The sequence below is a fragment of the Sphingomonas pruni NBRC 15498 genome (genome assembly GCF_001598455.1).
Classification (GTDB): domain Bacteria; phylum Pseudomonadota; class Alphaproteobacteria; order Sphingomonadales; family Sphingomonadaceae; genus Sphingomonas; species Sphingomonas pruni.
Genome location: NZ_BCYZ01000092.1, coordinates 1 through 15,909, shown reverse-complemented (window position 1 = coordinate 15,909; position 15,909 = coordinate 1). Strand labels below are relative to the sequence as shown.

12 protein-coding genes are annotated in these 15,909 nt (G+C 58.3%); 5 read left to right on the top strand and 7 right to left on the bottom strand.

What is annotated here, in order from left to right; translation table 11 throughout:
* Nucleotides 1–77: 77 nt before the first annotated feature.
* The 3 genes from SPR01S_RS18940 to SPR01S_RS18930 all read left to right on the top strand — a co-directional run bounded on the left by SPR01S_RS18940 (nucleotide 78) and on the right by SPR01S_RS18930 (nucleotide 3,892).
* Nucleotides 78–716 (top strand): hypothetical protein, encoded by a 639-nt coding sequence (locus SPR01S_RS18940; RefSeq protein ID WP_157082352.1) that lies wholly within the window; start codon nucleotides 78–80, stop codon nucleotides 714–716.
* An 828-nt stretch (nucleotides 717–1,544) separates the two neighbouring features.
* Entirely contained in the window at nucleotides 1,545–2,387 is an 843-nt protein-coding gene (locus SPR01S_RS18935; RefSeq protein WP_066592578.1) for a P-loop NTPase family protein, read from the top strand.
* On the top strand, nucleotides 2,384–3,892 hold the full coding sequence (locus SPR01S_RS18930; RefSeq protein WP_066592576.1) for a hypothetical protein: 1,509 nt from the start codon (nucleotides 2,384–2,386) through the stop codon (nucleotides 3,890–3,892). Before SPR01S_RS18935 ends, SPR01S_RS18930 begins: the two co-directional genes overlap by 4 nt.
* A 751-nt stretch (nucleotides 3,893–4,643) precedes the next feature.
* Here SPR01S_RS18930 and SPR01S_RS18925 read toward each other — a convergent pair.
* The 5 genes from SPR01S_RS18925 to SPR01S_RS18905 all read right to left on the bottom strand — a co-directional run bounded on the left by SPR01S_RS18925 (nucleotide 4,644) and on the right by SPR01S_RS18905 (nucleotide 12,423).
* Nucleotides 4,644–5,840: a GIY-YIG nuclease family protein gene (locus SPR01S_RS18925; RefSeq protein ID WP_066592574.1), complete on the bottom strand. Its 1,197-nt coding sequence runs from the start codon at nucleotides 5,838–5,840 to the stop codon at nucleotides 4,644–4,646.
* Nucleotides 5,833–7,899, bottom strand: a complete 2,067-nt coding sequence (locus tag SPR01S_RS18920; RefSeq protein ID WP_066592571.1) for a DEAD/DEAH box helicase family protein — start codon at nucleotides 7,897–7,899, stop codon at nucleotides 5,833–5,835. The genes SPR01S_RS18925 and SPR01S_RS18920 overlap by 8 nt, the downstream gene beginning before the upstream one ends.
* Nucleotides 7,896–9,080: a hypothetical protein gene (locus tag SPR01S_RS18915; protein ID WP_066592562.1), complete on the bottom strand. Its 1,185-nt coding sequence runs from the start codon at nucleotides 9,078–9,080 to the stop codon at nucleotides 7,896–7,898. Before SPR01S_RS18915 ends, SPR01S_RS18920 begins: the two co-directional genes overlap by 4 nt.
* Entirely contained in the window at nucleotides 9,080–11,845 is a 2,766-nt protein-coding gene (locus SPR01S_RS18910; RefSeq protein ID WP_066592559.1) for a class I SAM-dependent DNA methyltransferase, read from the bottom strand. The genes SPR01S_RS18915 and SPR01S_RS18910 overlap by 1 nt, the downstream gene beginning before the upstream one ends.
* A 104-nt stretch (nucleotides 11,846–11,949) precedes the next feature.
* Nucleotides 11,950–12,423 (bottom strand): hypothetical protein, encoded by a 474-nt coding sequence (locus SPR01S_RS18905; RefSeq protein ID WP_066592557.1) that lies wholly within the window; start codon nucleotides 12,421–12,423, stop codon nucleotides 11,950–11,952.
* Nucleotides 12,424–12,532: 109 nt separating this feature from the next.
* On the opposite strand from SPR01S_RS18905, the gene SPR01S_RS18900 reads away from it, so the two are divergent.
* Nucleotides 12,533–12,730: a hypothetical protein gene (locus tag SPR01S_RS18900; RefSeq protein ID WP_066592556.1), complete on the top strand. Its 198-nt coding sequence runs from the start codon at nucleotides 12,533–12,535 to the stop codon at nucleotides 12,728–12,730.
* Nucleotides 12,731–12,733: 3 nt separating this feature from the next.
* On the opposite strand, the gene SPR01S_RS18895 is transcribed toward SPR01S_RS18900, so the two are convergent.
* Both SPR01S_RS18895 and SPR01S_RS18890 read right to left on the bottom strand, forming a co-directional pair.
* Nucleotides 12,734–13,687: a DUF4238 domain-containing protein gene (locus SPR01S_RS18895; RefSeq protein ID WP_066592553.1), complete on the bottom strand. Its 954-nt coding sequence runs from the start codon at nucleotides 13,685–13,687 to the stop codon at nucleotides 12,734–12,736.
* Between the two features lie 6 nt (nucleotides 13,688–13,693).
* A complete protein-coding gene (locus SPR01S_RS18890) occupies nucleotides 13,694–14,935 on the bottom strand; it encodes a hypothetical protein (RefSeq protein WP_169803470.1) in 1,242 nt (413 codons plus the stop codon).
* Between the two features lie 121 nt (nucleotides 14,936–15,056).
* Here SPR01S_RS18890 and SPR01S_RS18885 point away from each other — a divergent pair, with 121 nt between their 5' ends.
* Entirely contained in the window at nucleotides 15,057–15,899 is an 843-nt protein-coding gene (locus SPR01S_RS18885) for a hypothetical protein (protein WP_157082350.1), read from the top strand.
* The last annotated feature ends 10 nt before the right edge of the window (nucleotides 15,900–15,909 follow it).

Below are 15,909 nucleotides of genomic sequence, written 5' to 3'. Positions count from 1 at the left end.
GGCGTAGAGGTAGTAAGCGACTTGCGTCCTCGTTGCCCAACTCGCAATCTCCACAGAGCGTCTAAAGAGGGGGCACCATGAAAAGAGCCGTAGCCGTCTTTGCCATTCCACTGTTGGCTTGCTCATCAGCAACGGGAAATAGCCAAGCAGACGTGACCAATGTTGCTTACGGGAGCCAGCCCGAGGGACAGCCAACAGCCGCTATCGACACGCCAACTCTTAGCCCATTCGAAGCGACCATCGTGAAGCAGTTGCGCTGCACTGCCACGCCGACTGCGGCGATAATTGTGCGCGACCTTCTGCGTAAGCGACAGATTAAGGCTTCAGGCGATGGCGGTGACGGCATCCTGCTTTTCGTCCCCACCGGCGACATGAGCTTTCTGGGGTTCCCCGTCGTTCGTATGGGAGGTTGGCAATGGGACGCCAACTACAACGCAATGGCCCCATTCGGTCGAGGCCCCGGCACGGCTCCCCCACAGTTCTTTTCAATCACCGTGTTGGGCCATCTATCCGACGTCAAAGCCGCGCTCGACCGCAACTTCGTTTATGAGGGGAAATGGGTCCGCGATGACAGCAAGCCTGAAGAGACTTTGGGCGACGGGACCGTGACGAAGCCACAGAAGAGAATAAATGGCGTCGAGATCACAGATGGGGACGATGATCTTGCTGCGTCGCCGGTGAGCGGCGCGGTGACGCTGAAGTGTGAACGGAATTGACGGCGGTCAATTTTACAAGGGCTCATCAGTTCGAAGGCTGATAGCATCTCGATGCCGTCGCATTCCGTGCAGCATCCGGCGCTCGACACGAACCTCAACCTCGGAAGGAGTGAGATCAGGATAGTCGCGCTGGATCAACGCGCGATGCCGCTTCTCGATCTCTTCCGGACGGATAAACCGACACTCCGCACGGTTCCTCGCGTCGAAGTTGCGTAGCATGTTGCGCACTGCGCGACGGGGAGCGGGACCACCCACCTTCTTAAATCGTTTTGCCATGGCTTAACTATAGCCAGCGCTCAAATCAGGCGCATTATTGAAATAATGCTGCGGGATAAAATGCGCGACAAAATGATTTTTCGGAAGCGTTCTCAAGTATGAGATTGAAAAGAGCGCCCAATAGAAAAGTTCGCAACCCTTAAAATAGCTTGACTAAAGCTCAGATTGAAAACTTTTTTCGCTGTAATCACGAGGACTTCTGCGAGTGTTCCTCAAACAACGAGATTGTCAAGTTATTTAATGCTTTTATTGTTCGATCACCGTGAGTATATCGGTCTCACGAAGACGGTGCGCACCTAACTTCCAGCCAACGCTCCTCCCTTGATAGCGGGGAGCAACAGCGAAAACGCAGCCGGGAGTGATCCCAGAGACGATCCTCCAATACGACGCCCCGGCGTCGCAGGTCATAGGTGCCGGGGCACCCGTGACTACGACTACAACGAATACCTCGACCGGGAGAAATCCCTGACATCAATCATCGCGACGACGCCTCGGCGTCGAAGGCACCGTGCGAATGCGCGAGTGCCTACCGCACAACCGTGGCTATCGAACATGGACTGGAAACACATCGAGAATACCAACACGGTCGCCCGTCAGCTTCGAGCGATGACACTTCGCTCGGACGAAGTTGCGGCAGGCCATAAGCGCGCCGCCTTTCTCTTCGGCCCTCCCGGTGTCGGCAAGAGCATGACGGTGCGGGAAGCGCTCATGCACTTCAAACTGCGCGGTCACGATCCCGTCGAATGTCACCCGGCCAATTATCAGGAGTTGCTTCTCGCATTCGCGGAGGCAGATGGCGTGCGCCCGGTCGTGCTCGAAGAAGCCGACGTTGTATGGCGCAGCGAGAGGATGATGAACATCCTGAAGATCGCGACCGACAAAGATCGCGTCCTCTCGCAGCGAGTCTACCAAGGGGTCAACATTGCAGCGCCGATCTTCCTGACGACCAACATCGACCTGAGCAATCTTGCCGACGCCAGTAGCGCCTTCAAGAAGCACGGACCCGCATTGTTCCGGCGTGTGTCCCCACGCGGGGTTCAGGCGAGCACCGAGGAACTGTGGGAATACAGCATCGTCGTGGCCCTGCACTATGGTCTCCTCGACCATGCCGAGACTGAGATTTGGGGCGTGATGAGAAAGCAGCCTCGTCCGCTTGAAACCCGTGCTCGGGCACTGAAATGGTTTTCCGAGCAGCGGGAGAACCTGCTGTCGGTGTCACCCGGAACACTAAAGGAGGTCGCCCTCGCGTTCGACTACGCCGATCCGGATCACCAGCAACTCGAACTCGACGCATTGCTTGTGCCTGTCGCCCAGCGGTCTCGCCTCGTTCGCGACGGATTCGACTGGAGCGCCGAGATTGTGCGGACGTCTGCGAAGTTGCGGAGCGCGGCATGACCGAGTTCACACCAGAGTCTGCTCAGGCGTCTCCCCTCGTCGTGCACGTCGATGAGAGCGCAGTCGGTGTGGGTAAGACCGAACGCGCACTCCGCCGAGCTTTGAGGCTACCGGCCCGATGGCTGATCGCGGTCGAGCGGCTCGATGCCATCGAGGAACTCGCGGGCAGGATCGCCGCGTTGGCACCTCCGGCTGCCAACGTCACCGTCAGCAAGATCAGGTCGAACGCAACGCAACGCGGCTTCAGTGTCAGACAGGAGATCGAGGCGCTCCCCGAGCGCTACCAGAACGGACATGTCATCGCCCTTTGCACGCACGAAGCGCTTATGATGAGCGACCTTGCCCGGTTCACCGACTGGCATCTCGTTATCGACGAGGTGCCCAACGTTCTGCTCACGCAAGAGGTGCAGTCGAAACTCGACCGCAGCTTCTTCGAGAGCAACTATGCCCTGACGCCCGTGATCGATGGCTGGGCCAAAGTTACGCTGACCGACGAGGGTCGTTCGATTACTGGCTCCGACCTCTTTCAGGATGACAGTCACCGTCATCTGCGCCTGTTTCATCAGCGCGTTCAGCGTTCGACCGATGGCAATCGCGCAGTTTTGTGCAACTTGACGCGTTGGGGGGACATGGGGGCGGGAAACGTCAAATGGGCGTGGTGGAGTCTTTTCTCGGTGCGAGAACTCGAATCTTTCGCGACGAGACAATGCCTCGGTAACGGCTTCATGTCGGCGATCTCGACTAAGTTGATGCGGGCATGGGATGCCGATGTGATCTGGCGGACCAATTCAAGCTCGGGAAATCGAACGCTCGTTCGGCGAAACGTGAGTGTTCGCTTCTTCTCAAACAGGCGACGGGCGGCGAAATCGTTTTTTGACAGCGAAAAGGGTCGCGTCGCTCTAACAAACATCGCCGCGCACGTTGCCGCCGATGTGCCTTTGGATCGGTTCATCTGGTCGTCGAACGAAATGGCCGCGCCCGCGCTGGAGCGCCACCTGCCCGTGGCGGCGAGATTGAGGCCGAAGCAGGCCGGAAGCAGCAAGTGGATGCACTGCACGCATGCCGCCATGATCTACGCTGCCAAGCCGAATCCGAATATGAGATCGGTGCTGGGAGCTATCGGCGTCAGCGAAGAGGCTTGGATCGAAACCAACGAGTTCGAGGCCGTGCTTCAGTTCGTCACCCGCACTTCGATCCGTGACGTAAACAGCGCCGCCCATGCGACCGTCTACGTGTTCGACCACCATCAGGCCGACTACTTGATGCGGTTTTTTCATACGCAAGAGCACATCGATGCGGACGTGAAGTGGGTCGATCTCGGATTGGACTTCGAACGAGAAAGGCCGGGGCCGAAAGTGCGCGCACTTTCGCCGGAGCAAGCCGCGCAGAAGCTTTCGGATCGCAGGGCCAAGAAGGCGACATACGAGCGCAACAGGCGGGCTCGACACGCCCGCGATAGCGCCGACCGCGTGGCTCGCCGTAAACATGGACAGCCATTCCTCTAATCTTAGAATATCTCCTGTCCACGCGAAGCGTGTCGCCGCGCAGAGCAAGATCGACATGCGCGTCGCATGTCGGTCGCGCGCAAGCGGCACGAGCGTCGAGCCCGCGAGACGCCTCGTTGAATGGTCGTCATAGTCGAACGTCGCCGCGCGCGGCTCCGGCTCCTTCCAAGCCCGTAGCCGCAGGGGCTCCGGTCTTGGTCGTCGCGTTCTCTTTTGGCTTTCTGTCGAAGAGCAATTTCGGTGCTCGACCAGCAGACTTTGGTTGGCGCGCAGCGCCCGGTCATTGTCTACGGATTGTCACGATGCGCCGACCGTTCTCGTGGCGGTGGTTCCAGCATGTGCACCGCGCGGTCGGGGTAAGCGGGATGATAGCCGTAGCCGCTATTGGCGCTCAAACCGGACTCCCTCCAGTCCGACTCAAGTCCAATCGCGAGGACGATCCACCCGACCTGCCCCGCTAAGTCGCTTGCCTGACGAAGAGCATTTCGAACTGAGTGCCGGTCTTCGCCCAGCCACACCTCACCAGACGGTCCCTTCACCTCGACGAAATAACCGTGGAAGACTCTCGTCCTTCCCGTCGTGACCGTGCCCCATGCGCCGTCAGCCTCGACGATCACGCAATCGGCTTTGCCTAGCGGATGGGGCGAGGCGATCAGGCACGGTCGGCTGCGGCCATGGTATTGCTTCCAAGGTCCGGTCTCACACAGGTCGCGGTAACGCATCGCCTATTTAGCCGCCGACGAGGAACCTTTCAGACGTGCACTAAGCGGCCTTCTGTGGGATCGTATCGGAAGTCCGTGATGCTGCCGTCCCGGATGCGTGAGACTGCTTCGTCGATTACTGCGAGCGGCACGAGAAACCACTCTCTCGGCTTTACGGGGTTGCCGAACCGATCTGAAATCGTGAAGTCCATCTGCGCAGGCGCGAACACCTTGTGGATCACGGCTTCGAGCTTGCGTCGATTGACGTTAAATAACTTGTAGGTCGAGACGACCTCCACCCCGGCCAGCAGGTATGTCGCGTCCTTCTCGACGCCCGCAAGCCTCGCTTCAACCGAGCCGCCCGTCACGCCGATCTTGTGGAGAACCTTACGATGCTCGGTGACGAGCGGATGCGTCGAATTGCTGCGCAGCACATAGATCGTGCCGCTTTCGCTGTCGTCCTCGTCAGCTTGATCTTGGAAGAGGGGGCCAGCACTTGGCTCGGTGATCCGCCGCCCCGCTTCATCTTTGTAGAGCGCGCGCTGAAGTGACCGGAGCAGCAAATCGCTCTCGGTGGCGTTGGAATAGATCACGCGGAGGCGGGCGTCGGTTTCTCCATTCGGGGCGCGGATCGGGTCGCCCATTTCGGCGACGTAGGCGATCTGTCCACCAAGAATGAAGAACTGTCCGGGGCTGATTTCGGCTTTAGAGAAACCCGCATCCTTCACAAACGGGCGAGTTTCCCGAACGCCGCTCCCAAGATCATGCTCGACCTGCTGGAAGAGCGGCTTAAAGCGGTCAAAGTCAGCGCAGCGCTCGCGGTTAGCGATTTCCTCGGCAGCGCGCCGCTCCTCGCGGGTCTGGACGTGGCGCAGCTTCGTGATGTCGCCAGTGGCCTCGATCCCCTCAAGCTGCGCCATCAACTCATCGGGATCGAGTTCTTCGGGCTCAGCCTGCGCCTGTTCAACCGGCGTATCGAGCAGACCGTAGGAGTCGAGATCGGCCAGCAGTGCACGACTATCGAGACGCGCCCGGAGACGGTCCAGCCGCACGGCATAGAGCCGCTCGAAAATGTCGCGGTCCTCGCCATGCAGTGGCGCGCGACCGCGCTCTTCGCGGAAGCGAATGATGTCTTCGAACCCAGCAATGATCCGTTCTTCCAACGGGGTATAGGTTGAGCGCTTCGGCTGCGGCTGCGCGAAGTCGTCAAGTTCGGCGCGCAGTTCATCGAGATCGAGATCAGCCATATCGGCCCTCGTCCTTGAACCGCACGAATGCCGATGCGCCCTCCGCCAACCTCTTTTCCCAAGCGTCGGCAGAGTCGATGGACGGCAATCGACCACGCTCCTTTTTGAAGCGCACCGCACCCGCAGCTAAATCCTTGGCTTCCTCCGGGGTCAACGCGGTGCGTCGTGCTGAGATCACGGCGTGCACCTGCTTCAGCACTGCCTCATTCATTGCCTTCGCGAGAACCGAATAGGCGGCCTCAAACGGGTTGATGCTGTCGATCAAGTCGATGTCGAGATCGCGCACGTCCATAGCGATTTTGCGAACACCGTCGATCAGCGCCGTATTGGTCCGATCCTCTCCGCCCGTGCCGCCCTCGCTCGCCAACTGCTTGGCCTTCTGCGTCAGATTGAGCGCTGCGATGGCGTGCTGGCGCACCGCCTCCTGATCGTCATCGCTCAGGTCCGGGTAGCGGTCACGCACGATCTTGCCCATGCGGACCTGCGTCAGTTCCTGCGGCACAACCTCCTCATCGAAGAGGCCCCGCTCCAGCGCAGTCTTGTCCTGCACGAAGGCAGTGATGACCTCGTTCAAATCCTCACGGCAGATGCGCGACGCTTCGGCGCTCTTAGGCTCTACCAGACCATTGATTTCGAAGTGATAGATGCCGCGCTCTTCGTTCACGCCGACATTCGTCTCCCCCTCCTGATAACCACCGGGACCGTAGTCGAAGCCATCGAGTTTGCCAGTGTCTTTGGGCGTGAAGTTGAAGCGCGGCGCGAGCACCTGCTCCATCAGCAAACTGGCCGCGATGGCCTTGAGTGTGTCATTGATCGCATCGACCACCGCAGCTTCTGAAGCGTCGGGCTCGGCGATCAGGTTGGTAAAAGTGGCCGTCTCCTTCCCCGGCGCATCCCGCGTCGCACGACCAATGATCTGGATGATTTCAGTCAAGCTGGAACGATAGCCGACTGTCAGAGCGTGCTCACACCAAATCCAGTCGAAGCCCTCCTTGGCCATTCCAAGCGCGATGATGATGTCCACATGGTCGCGGTCGCCACGATGCTTCGGGTCTTTGAGCGCCGCCAGCACTTTGCCGCGCTTCGCGTGATCAGAGTCATCGACCAGATCAGCAATCTTGATCACCCGCCTGTCGTGGAGCTTCACGCGGTAGAAGCCGGTCTCGGGGTCGGCACCTTGCCACTCCCCGAGATACTCCATGATCTCTTCGACCTCCTTGATCTTGTCTTTCGTGCTTTCGCGCGAGTTGACCGAAGGGATGTGGACGATGGTCTTGCGGGCCGGATCGAGCACCGCCTCAATCGCTTCGAGGTAGCGGCCCGAGTAGAAGAAATAGCCGATGTTGAGCGCCTTCAGGTGCTCGTAACCGTTCAACTGCTCATAGTAGGTGTAGGTGACAGTTTCGAACTTCGCCTCGTCCTCGGGCATCAGCACGGGCGCGGCGTCGCCCCGGAAATAGCTTCCCGTCATAGCGACGATGTGAACCTGATCCCGCTTAATGAACTCGCCAAGCTGAGCACCGAGCTTGTTGTCCGGACTGGCGGAAACGTGGTGGAACTCGTCTACGGCGATCAGCCGCCCGTCGAACGCTTCTACCCCAAACTGCTCGACCGCGAACCGAAAGGTTGCATGGGTGCAAACCAGCACCTTGTCGTCACTGGCGAGGAACTGTCCGACCGCGCGGACCTTCGACGGATCAACGCGCTCCTCATCAGGCCCCGGTGTGTTGCAGAGGTTCCACTGCGGCTTGACCACCCAGTCGGCAAAAAAGCCGAACTTCGAGAGCGGCTCGTCCGCGAAGCTGCCCCCGATGGATTTCTCTGGAACGACAATGATCGCCTGTCGGATGCCTTGATTAGCGAGTTTGTCGAGCGCGATGAACATCAGCGCTCGCGATTTACCGGAGGCGGGGGGCGACTTGATCAGGAGATACTGCTCGCCTCGCCGGTCATAGGCACGCTCCTGCATGGGGCGCATGCCAAGCTCGTTCGACTTCGCTGATGCGCCGGTCCGCGCGGTTTGAAACGAAACGGCTGGGATGATCTTCGGCGTTGTCATGGCTTCCAGTTCTCAGCGGCGATGATCGCAGCCTTCCATGCACGATCAAGCGCTTGCGTGTCAGCAAGGAAGAACTCACCGCCCAGCGAGCGCCCCTCGCGGACCAGTGATTCCTTCATTGCATTCTCGCCAGCGAGAGCATGGCCGGAAGACGGAAACGCCAACCGTCCCTGCGCGTGAGTAGATTGCTCTATGCGCCATTTGAACGCGCATGCCGGAAGTGCTCGATTGTGAGCCAGACATCGGGTGTCGGGACTAACCGAGAACCCCACTTTGACGATCCAACGACCGCCCGTGCTGTAGCCCAAAAACTGATCGGCATTGCCATGCAGCCGGAGAATGTAGAGGTGCTTTGGGCCCTCGGCTTCGCGAACGGTAAACCCGGCCTTCGAGACCGGCCCCGGCCTGCTCGGCTGGAGAACTTGCTCCGCTGGTCCGGGTATCAGCGCCTCGACTGGACCGCCACCGAAGACCGGCACCTCGTAGAACGGCAGTTCGAGGACGCGAAGTGCATCTGCTTTGCTAAGCCGCAGGCCGTATGAGCCGATGGCGGTGCCGTTGTCCCCGCCGTTGTGGGTGTCGGGGAATATGTCACGGACGTAAGGGCGGTTCTCTTTCGGGATGCGCCATGCGCGAATGGCACGGAGCGCGTGCAGCCATGCGTTGACCCGCTCCGGATCGGCGCGTTCGGCGGGCTGGCGCTCAGGCGCGAGAAACTGCCACTTGTCGCCGAGGAGGTGCGACTGCTGCTGCATACCGAGGACGCGCAGCCGCTCGCTTTTGTCGGGTGCCTTACTGGTCGCGCAGACGACCAACAGCGCGCCGGGTTTGCTCTCCCGAATAAAGCGGTCGCGCGACGTTGCTTTGGTGAAGCCCAAGAAGCCCCATGTTTCCGGGTCAAACCCATGGAAGCTCTTCAGGAAGACCTGAGGTGGGTCCGACTTGATCGCGACCAGCGGATCGAGCATCGGATTCCAATCACGACCGGTCTCGTGAGCGCGCACGAAAGCTTCGACGCTGCCATAGGTCTGCACCACCTTGGTCGGCGCGACGTGGCTTCTGATCCGACCATCGTCCGACCAGCCGTGCGCGTCAAACATACTTTCGAGATTGCCATATTGCTCGCTCGCGAGGCGCATGATGGCCTGTCGATCCCAACCCGGATCGCGCGCGGCCGCCATCAAGCGGCTGCCTTTTTAGTCGTCATCTTCGTATAAAGTTCAAACAGCTTCTCCAGCCGCTCCGTGTCGTTGCGGAAGCGGCGACCGATGTAGATGCGTTCGAGCACCTCGTCATTCGCGTCGTGTGCGGCGCGCAGGTTCGGGAAGTCGCGAGCCATTCGCTCGGGGTCATACATTTCCGCGATGGTGGCAGGGAAATGGGTCTCGCGCGCGAGCAATATAGTCTCAGCAGCGTGGGTCAGGTCCACCTTGTGCCGCTCGATCATTGGCGGAAGCGGGAATGTGTTCCAGCCGAGCGTATTAGAGTAGCGATAGCGCGTTTCCAACTTGCCACAGACGGTCGCAATCCAGACAAGGTGCAAACGGGACGCTAACAGCGCCATATGCCACAATGGAGCGTCATAAAGAGCAAAGGCGGCGTTTGACACAACGGCCCCACGCGGCAAACCGCCAACTGGCAGCACAGGCCGAGACTCACTTGAATGTATCGGGATAATCATGGGCACTGCTGATCCTTGCGGACTACCGTGCCTTATCTCGGAGAATGCAAATGGCGTTGCCGCTTGTTCCACGGTTTTAGGCTTAGGGCTTAGTGCCCGGAAGGCTTTCACCTGCGCGAATCTTTCCTTCAAAAAGGGTATATTTTCCGCCTCTGCATACTCTTCGCAAGACACCCAAACACAATACCGCAACTTGCCATCGATATATTCGTCACTCCCTATGTATGGCTTTATAAACCTCCTCGCCGCTTGTGCAGCATCTGTATGATAATCAACGGGCTTAACGATCAAGCCACCCCCGTCAGCGGGTTTGCTGCCGTAATCCATTGCAACAAGTCCGTTTATCGGGCGGGATGATTTGGTAACAATGACAGAGGTATTTGGAACAAGGTAGGGCCCTATCGTTTCCACTCGTCGTTCGAAGGGGGCTTCTAAGCCGCTTTCCTCAAACAATCTTCCATCGCCCTGACTAAACGAAAGTCCGACGACAACAACTGTGACTCCAGCGTTATTTCGCGCAAGGTTTTTCCACTTAAAAGAAGTCCTCGCGAAATGTATCCTCACTCCCTTCGCAAGCGCAGCCTTCCAAAACGCCGGAACCTGCTGTCCCTGACAGAAAGAGTTCGTCGCAACAAAGGCGCACTCGGCTCCGGTGCTCGCGCAAACCGAAAGAGCCTTCTGAAACCAGCCTGAGACGTAATCCAGCGATTTCCATTGTGCGTCCGATCCGGCAAAAACCAATTGTAGATCGGTCTTCTCGCGATCACTCATTTCGGACTGCCCGCTGTAAGGCGGGTTCCCGCAGATATACGTTTCTCCGCCTTCGTTCTCAAAGTCTATCTCTGCTTGATCCAACGGCGTTTCGAACAGATCGTTAGCCGCCATTCTCACCCCAGTGCCTGATGGCGGGCAGATGCTTAGCCAATCCAATCGGAGTGCATTTCCGCAGGTGATCCAGTTTTTCGAGTCCAGCGGCAGGAACTCGGCCAGCGCCTCCTGCTGCCCACGGTGAAGCACGTCCGCCTGATACTCGGCGATGATAAGCGCGAGGCGCGCGATCTCAGCCGGGAAGTCGCGAAGCTCGATGCCTCTGAAGTTTGTTAGCGGAATGTCGGTCCTACGGTCGGGCTCGCCGCGTCGCCGGTTCACCTCCGCCTCGATTGCTCGTATCTCCTTGTAAGCGATCACGAGGAAATTCCCCGATCCGCAAGCCGGGTCGAACACCCTGATCCGCGCCATGCGGTTGCGGAGGTTCAGCAGCTTGCGCCCGTTATCACCCGCTTCCTCCAGCTTCGCCCGGAGGTCGTCGAGAAACAGCGGGTTGAGCACCTTCAGGATATTGGGGACGCTGGTGTAGTGCATCCCGAGCGCGCCGCGCTCCTCTTCGTCAGCAACCGCTTGGATCATCGAACCGAAGATGTCCGGATTGATCTTGCGCCAATTCAGCGCGCCGATGTGAAGAAGATAGGATCGCGCGATCTTGCTGAAACGGGGCGTCTCCGTGCTGCCACTGAAAAGCTGTCCGTTAACATAGGGGAACTGATTGGCGTAGCGCGGCACCTTAGCCGCCGCCCGGCCACTTAGCTTGGTGTCCATCGACCGGAACACCTCGCTTAGGATGATGTGAGTATCGGATGAGTCCCGCGCGCTCATCTGCTCGACCGTCTTGGTGAACAGCCCCTCGCCGACGAAGATGTCCGTATCCTCGGCAAAGAAGCAGAAGATCAGCCGCGCCATGAAATGGTTCATGTCGGCGCGGCGCTCGACCGTCCTCCACTCCGGATTGTCGGTGAGAAGTTGAACGTAGAGGCGATTAAGGCGATTGGTCGCCTTAATGTCGAACGAGCTTTCCCGGACCTGCGCGACGGTCGTAATCCCGGCGAGCGGCAGGAAGAAGCCGAAGTGATCCGGGAACTGGGCGAATGGGCAGGCGACCGTCTCGCCGCTGATCGTGTCCTCGGCTTGGAACTCGCTACCATCGGTCGCGACGATGAACTTTGCTTTAGCCGAGGCGGTCTTGGGGCTGTCCCGCAACGCCTTCAGCGTGGCATCCACCTCTCCCGACGCGCAGGCGGCAATGTGGATGTTGTTGCGCTGGAGCACTGCGCCTTCGACGTCGGACTGGTTAGTCGAACCTGACCGGAGCCGCTTGATCGTAGTCTCCGGGTTCCCGAACGCGCGTAGGAAATCGAACGCGAATTCGCCCGGTTCGAAGGGCTGCTCAGCAAGCTTTGATACCGCGTCGTCGATTTCCACTGGGTTCATGAGCCGACCTTAGGGCCTGCTCGTTACCTCGCCAAGGCGGTCGAGATGTTGCCATTTTGCCCAAATCGGAGGTTGGGGTGCCTGTCCCGGAGGCCCGCGTCGCACTATTCGTATCTGGGCGGCGCGTTACGGCAGGCATATTCCTTCCGGCGAATCTCGGCTCCCGCCATTCCCGGCTGATCGCACATATTCAGGCCGTCCGGACCTTCGAGATAGGTTCCTCCACGCGTCGGATCGTTACGGCCTGAGCTTTCGGTAACCACATTGCCGTTTGAGCGGTGTCCGTCGTCATCCGGCACAGCCCATAAAATTGTCGATGCGATTATCAAAATCGCCCCCAGCATCATTCCACCGATGCTGACCCAGCGAAGATGCACCGGTTGAATGCCGAGCGAACGAGCCGTCCTGTTGAAGGCATCAGGGTCGGTATCGAATCGCTTGAACTGGACGAAGCCAAGGATCGCAAGCGCAATCCCCACGGGGATGCCGAACCATTTGATGGCGAGCAGCACCAGCCCGATCAGCACGATACCCGCGATGAAGCTGAGGCAGCCGCCAGAACATCCTTCGTTGCGCATCCGCGTTCCCCCGACAAGCCGACAGGGGCTTGCCTCCATAAACGATACCGCTTATCGGATAAGCGATACCGCTTAAACGGGTCAACTGGTTTCGACTGCTGGGGACTGGATGAGAGAAAGCGATACCGCTATTCGTCGTCAGGTGACGAAGCCGAAAGTCTTTTTCGAAGCGATCCACTTCCGCGCGCGCGAGGGCACGAAGGCGCGTATTGACGCATTGCGCGGCGAGATGCGGCAGGGAGACTTTGTGCGAGTGCTGATCGAGGAGGCACTTGAGGAGCGTGAGCGGTCTCAAAAGCGCAGGTAGCGGTCAGAGCGGTCTTGCAAACGGCACAATCGCTTGGTCGGTTTGCATCATGATGCCGCGCTCATTCACATGGTCGCCCAAATTGATTTCGACGCGAAAGTTGCGATTCTTGGAGATGAAGTCGGCAACCCACGGCTGCTCGTGGTTCGAGAAGACATGCCGCTCTGCGCATTGAACGAGGCGCCGGTTGATGGCGATGGCTTCATGCCGCGTCAGTCTGTGTTGCGACATCGAGAACCGTCGAAAGTCGTAGTGAGTCGCATCAATCGGGGGCACGTAGTTGCTCGGAATAATCCGAACGGCGAGCGTTGGCGTCAGTGGAAACACCCTCTTGAGCGGGTTGATTTGATGGCGCTCGATAGCGCACGGATAGTCGCTCGTAAAAAATGGTGAGTCGGCGTGCTCGTTGGTCAAAACTTCCCAATGGCAGTTGCCGAAAGCGACTGCGCTCCTCTCAACGTCCGCGATGCCTATGGCCTGCGGGTATTTCTCATCGACAGAAATTAGAACCTCACCGCTTCCGATCAATTCGGTTGCGCTCTTCCCGCCTAACGCTTTCGGTGCGTTGGGTATCATGCCCTTGGCATCTGCGAGCTTGGCAGTGTTCCTCACTATGCCATGCAACATCGCGCGTTGCATCCGCATGGCGGCGGGGGAGCAGCGAATGATGTATGCCGCGAACCCGCCGATGTTGTAGATGACATCGTGGGATATTTTTCCAAGTTCGAGTGCCGTGACCGCGTTGTTGTAGCCATTCTCAATCGGCTTCAGGAACTCTTCGATGATGCGCGGTTCGGTCAGGTAGTCGTTCGTATTGCCCTCATCGGTCCGACAAACGCGCTTGGCAGATCGGACGGCGGACTTGTCAGTGTCCTTATCGAACGCGATGAGCCCGCGCCTCTCGGAGTCGTAGAACTTTCGCAAGTGGACTTGCGAGACGTAGTGATCGAGTGCCATGCCGCCTCACTTCACGCCGTAGATGTGCTCAGCATATTCGCGCACTTCATCTGATGCGCCCTCGGCCAGTTCGTCGAGGTAAGCGAGAAACTCATCGCCGTTGGCAAACGAAAAAATCCGCGCCTTTAGTCCGATATTCCGAAGCTCTTTCGTCTCGCTCAGGATGTTGGCGAACTCCTTGTCGATGAACATTGCATCGACGTATGGGCCGTAGGTCGAGATGGCCTTGATGTCGTTGTAAACGCCGCGCGTGGTTGATCTCTGTCCGAGGGCGAACCGACGTCCCAGCCCCGCCCACAGATTACTGGCGATGCGATGCACGGGCACGTCGCGATTGCCGTGCCACCGCCAGAACTCGAAGATGGTCTTCATCGCGCCAAGCTCGTCATCGGGGTGGAGATTGAACACGTGCATAAGTGCGCGCTTCTCATCGAAGATCGAATCGAGATGAGTGCCGATAATGGCTTCTGGATCACCGCTGCCCATCGCGTCGAACGCCCGTTGCAGCTTGACACAATAGGCTTTGCATTTCGCGTCGCCGTAGTTCGAAAGCTCTCGCTCCAAGATTTCTGCGAACGACGGTTTCTCGCGTCGCCATCCCTCGTAGAGGTCTTTCATTTCCTCGTGATTGGCTTCGCGACGATGCCGAATGCCGCCTGCGAAAGCGTCGTAATTGGCGTTCACTCGAATGTGCATGTCTGGCAACCAAACGTTGCGCGGCTTGCTGAGGACTTCGTCGGGACTAAATGACAATGCCGGATCGCGCTTGTCACGGTAGGCCGTCGCAAACTCGACGATCTGGTTTAGCTCTATGTCCGCTGTCCGGACGAACGGGATGTCCCCGCCGATGAACTCGTATGACGCGCGGAGATTTCCTGCATCCTGACCGAATACAATCGTCTCCTCTGAGTGAAGGTCCGAATGCGGGAAGACGGCTTGTTGCAGGAGAACGGCGCGACGAACCTTCTCATGTAGAGCTTTGCTGAAATCCTCGTGCCCTTTTGGAAGACGTCCGCCCGCCCGCACCTTGAAGATAACGCTAAAGGCGTTTTGGTCGAGATAGATCACTCGTTTATCGAGATCGGGAAGCACCCAATTGATTTGATACCGGCATTTCGAGCAACGCTCGGTCATCACGTCGCCGCCTGCACCCAGAAAACCCAGCGCAATCTCGCCGCAGCCATCGCATTTTTTGAATGGCTTTCTTTCCCAAGTGAAACCCGGAGGGAGAGTTGGTATGGGAGCCATTACCTCGTCTAACTATCGCAGGAAGTAATCGTCAGATACGTTTGCGCGAGCGAGTCGAACTAATGCGGGCAAGCTGATCCGCTCTCGTGCCATTGTGTAAAACTTCCGGGGACGTAACACCATGAGGAGATTTTCCCGCCAATTCGTCGAGCGCTCGATAAAGGCTAGCGGATGGTGGTTGCCCCTCTTGGTTCCAATTTTTTTCGTTCCACAGGTTTGGGCGTTTGTTATTGGGCACAAGCTCTTGGTGGCAGCAGCATTTGCGGTCATCGAAGGCATCACGGTCTTTGTGGTATGGAGCCTGACGCCGCGACCTGAAGAAGCAGCGCAACCAGTTCTAACTACACATTCGCTTCAGAAAGTCCGCACGGAAATCCGATTTGTTACAGGCGCAGATTTTGCGGGAATGGATCGCATTTTCGACTCAACGCTCGATCCGGAGGAAGCGATGGATGACGCTGATTTTCTCGAACTTATGAATCGGGGAAATCTCATGAGGGTGATGCAAGAGGATTTCGTCACCGGCTCGGAGCGCATCTCACGTATTGCGGGATATTACTCTTTTTGGCCGTTGAGGGCTGCTGAGTTCGACCTGATCGTAAAGGGCACGCTCAAGGAAGAGCACCTGCGGCCCTGCGATATTCCGGACTTGGACGATCCCGAGGTGAAGGTCTTATACCTCTCGGAAGTTTGCAGCGCTGACGATGCTGATCATCGTTCAATGCTGATGCGCGACATGTTGAGATACATTCTCCTCCTGCTCAATAAGCATCCGAACATCGAAAGCATCGCGGCTTGGCCGTCATCGGACGATGGCAAGCGATGGTCTGAAAAATTGGGATTGAAGCCGTGTCGCCCCCGATGGCGCGGAAGAAGTGTCCACGCCCTTGATCGCCGAGCCATCCTTGCTTCCCCGCATTTGCCGAGCGGGCAATTTAAGGAACGGGTGGTCATAAATTATTGACAGTCGAGAC

Bases quoted from the DNA above. Each gene is read 5' to 3' on its own strand.
- SPR01S_RS18940 (WP_157082352.1), top strand. From the start codon at position 78: ATGAAAAGAGCCGTAGCCGTCTTTGCCATTCCACTGTTGGCTTGCTCA.
- SPR01S_RS18935 (WP_066592578.1), top strand. From the start codon at position 1,545: ATGGACTGGAAACACATCGAGAATACCAACACGGTCGCCCGTCAGCTT.
- SPR01S_RS18930 (WP_066592576.1), top strand. From the start codon at position 2,384: ATGACCGAGTTCACACCAGAGTCTGCTCAGGCGTCTCCCCTCGTCGTG.
- SPR01S_RS18925 (WP_066592574.1), bottom strand. From the start codon at position 5,840: ATGGCTGATCTCGATCTCGATGAACTGCGCGCCGAACTTGACGACTTC.
- SPR01S_RS18920 (WP_066592571.1), bottom strand. From the start codon at position 7,899: ATGACAACGCCGAAGATCATCCCAGCCGTTTCGTTTCAAACCGCGCGG.
- SPR01S_RS18915 (WP_066592562.1), bottom strand. From the start codon at position 9,080: ATGGCGGCCGCGCGCGATCCGGGTTGGGATCGACAGGCCATCATGCGC.
- SPR01S_RS18910 (WP_066592559.1), bottom strand. From the start codon at position 11,845: ATGAACCCAGTGGAAATCGACGACGCGGTATCAAAGCTTGCTGAGCAG.
- SPR01S_RS18905 (WP_066592557.1), bottom strand. From the start codon at position 12,423: ATGCGCAACGAAGGATGTTCTGGCGGCTGCCTCAGCTTCATCGCGGGT.
- SPR01S_RS18900 (WP_066592556.1), top strand. From the start codon at position 12,533: ATGAGAGAAAGCGATACCGCTATTCGTCGTCAGGTGACGAAGCCGAAA.
- SPR01S_RS18895 (WP_066592553.1), bottom strand. From the start codon at position 13,687: ATGGCACTCGATCACTACGTCTCGCAAGTCCACTTGCGAAAGTTCTAC.
- SPR01S_RS18890 (WP_169803470.1), bottom strand. From the start codon at position 14,935: ATGGCTCCCATACCAACTCTCCCTCCGGGTTTCACTTGGGAAAGAAAG.
- SPR01S_RS18885 (WP_157082350.1), top strand. From the start codon at position 15,057: ATGAGGAGATTTTCCCGCCAATTCGTCGAGCGCTCGATAAAGGCTAGC.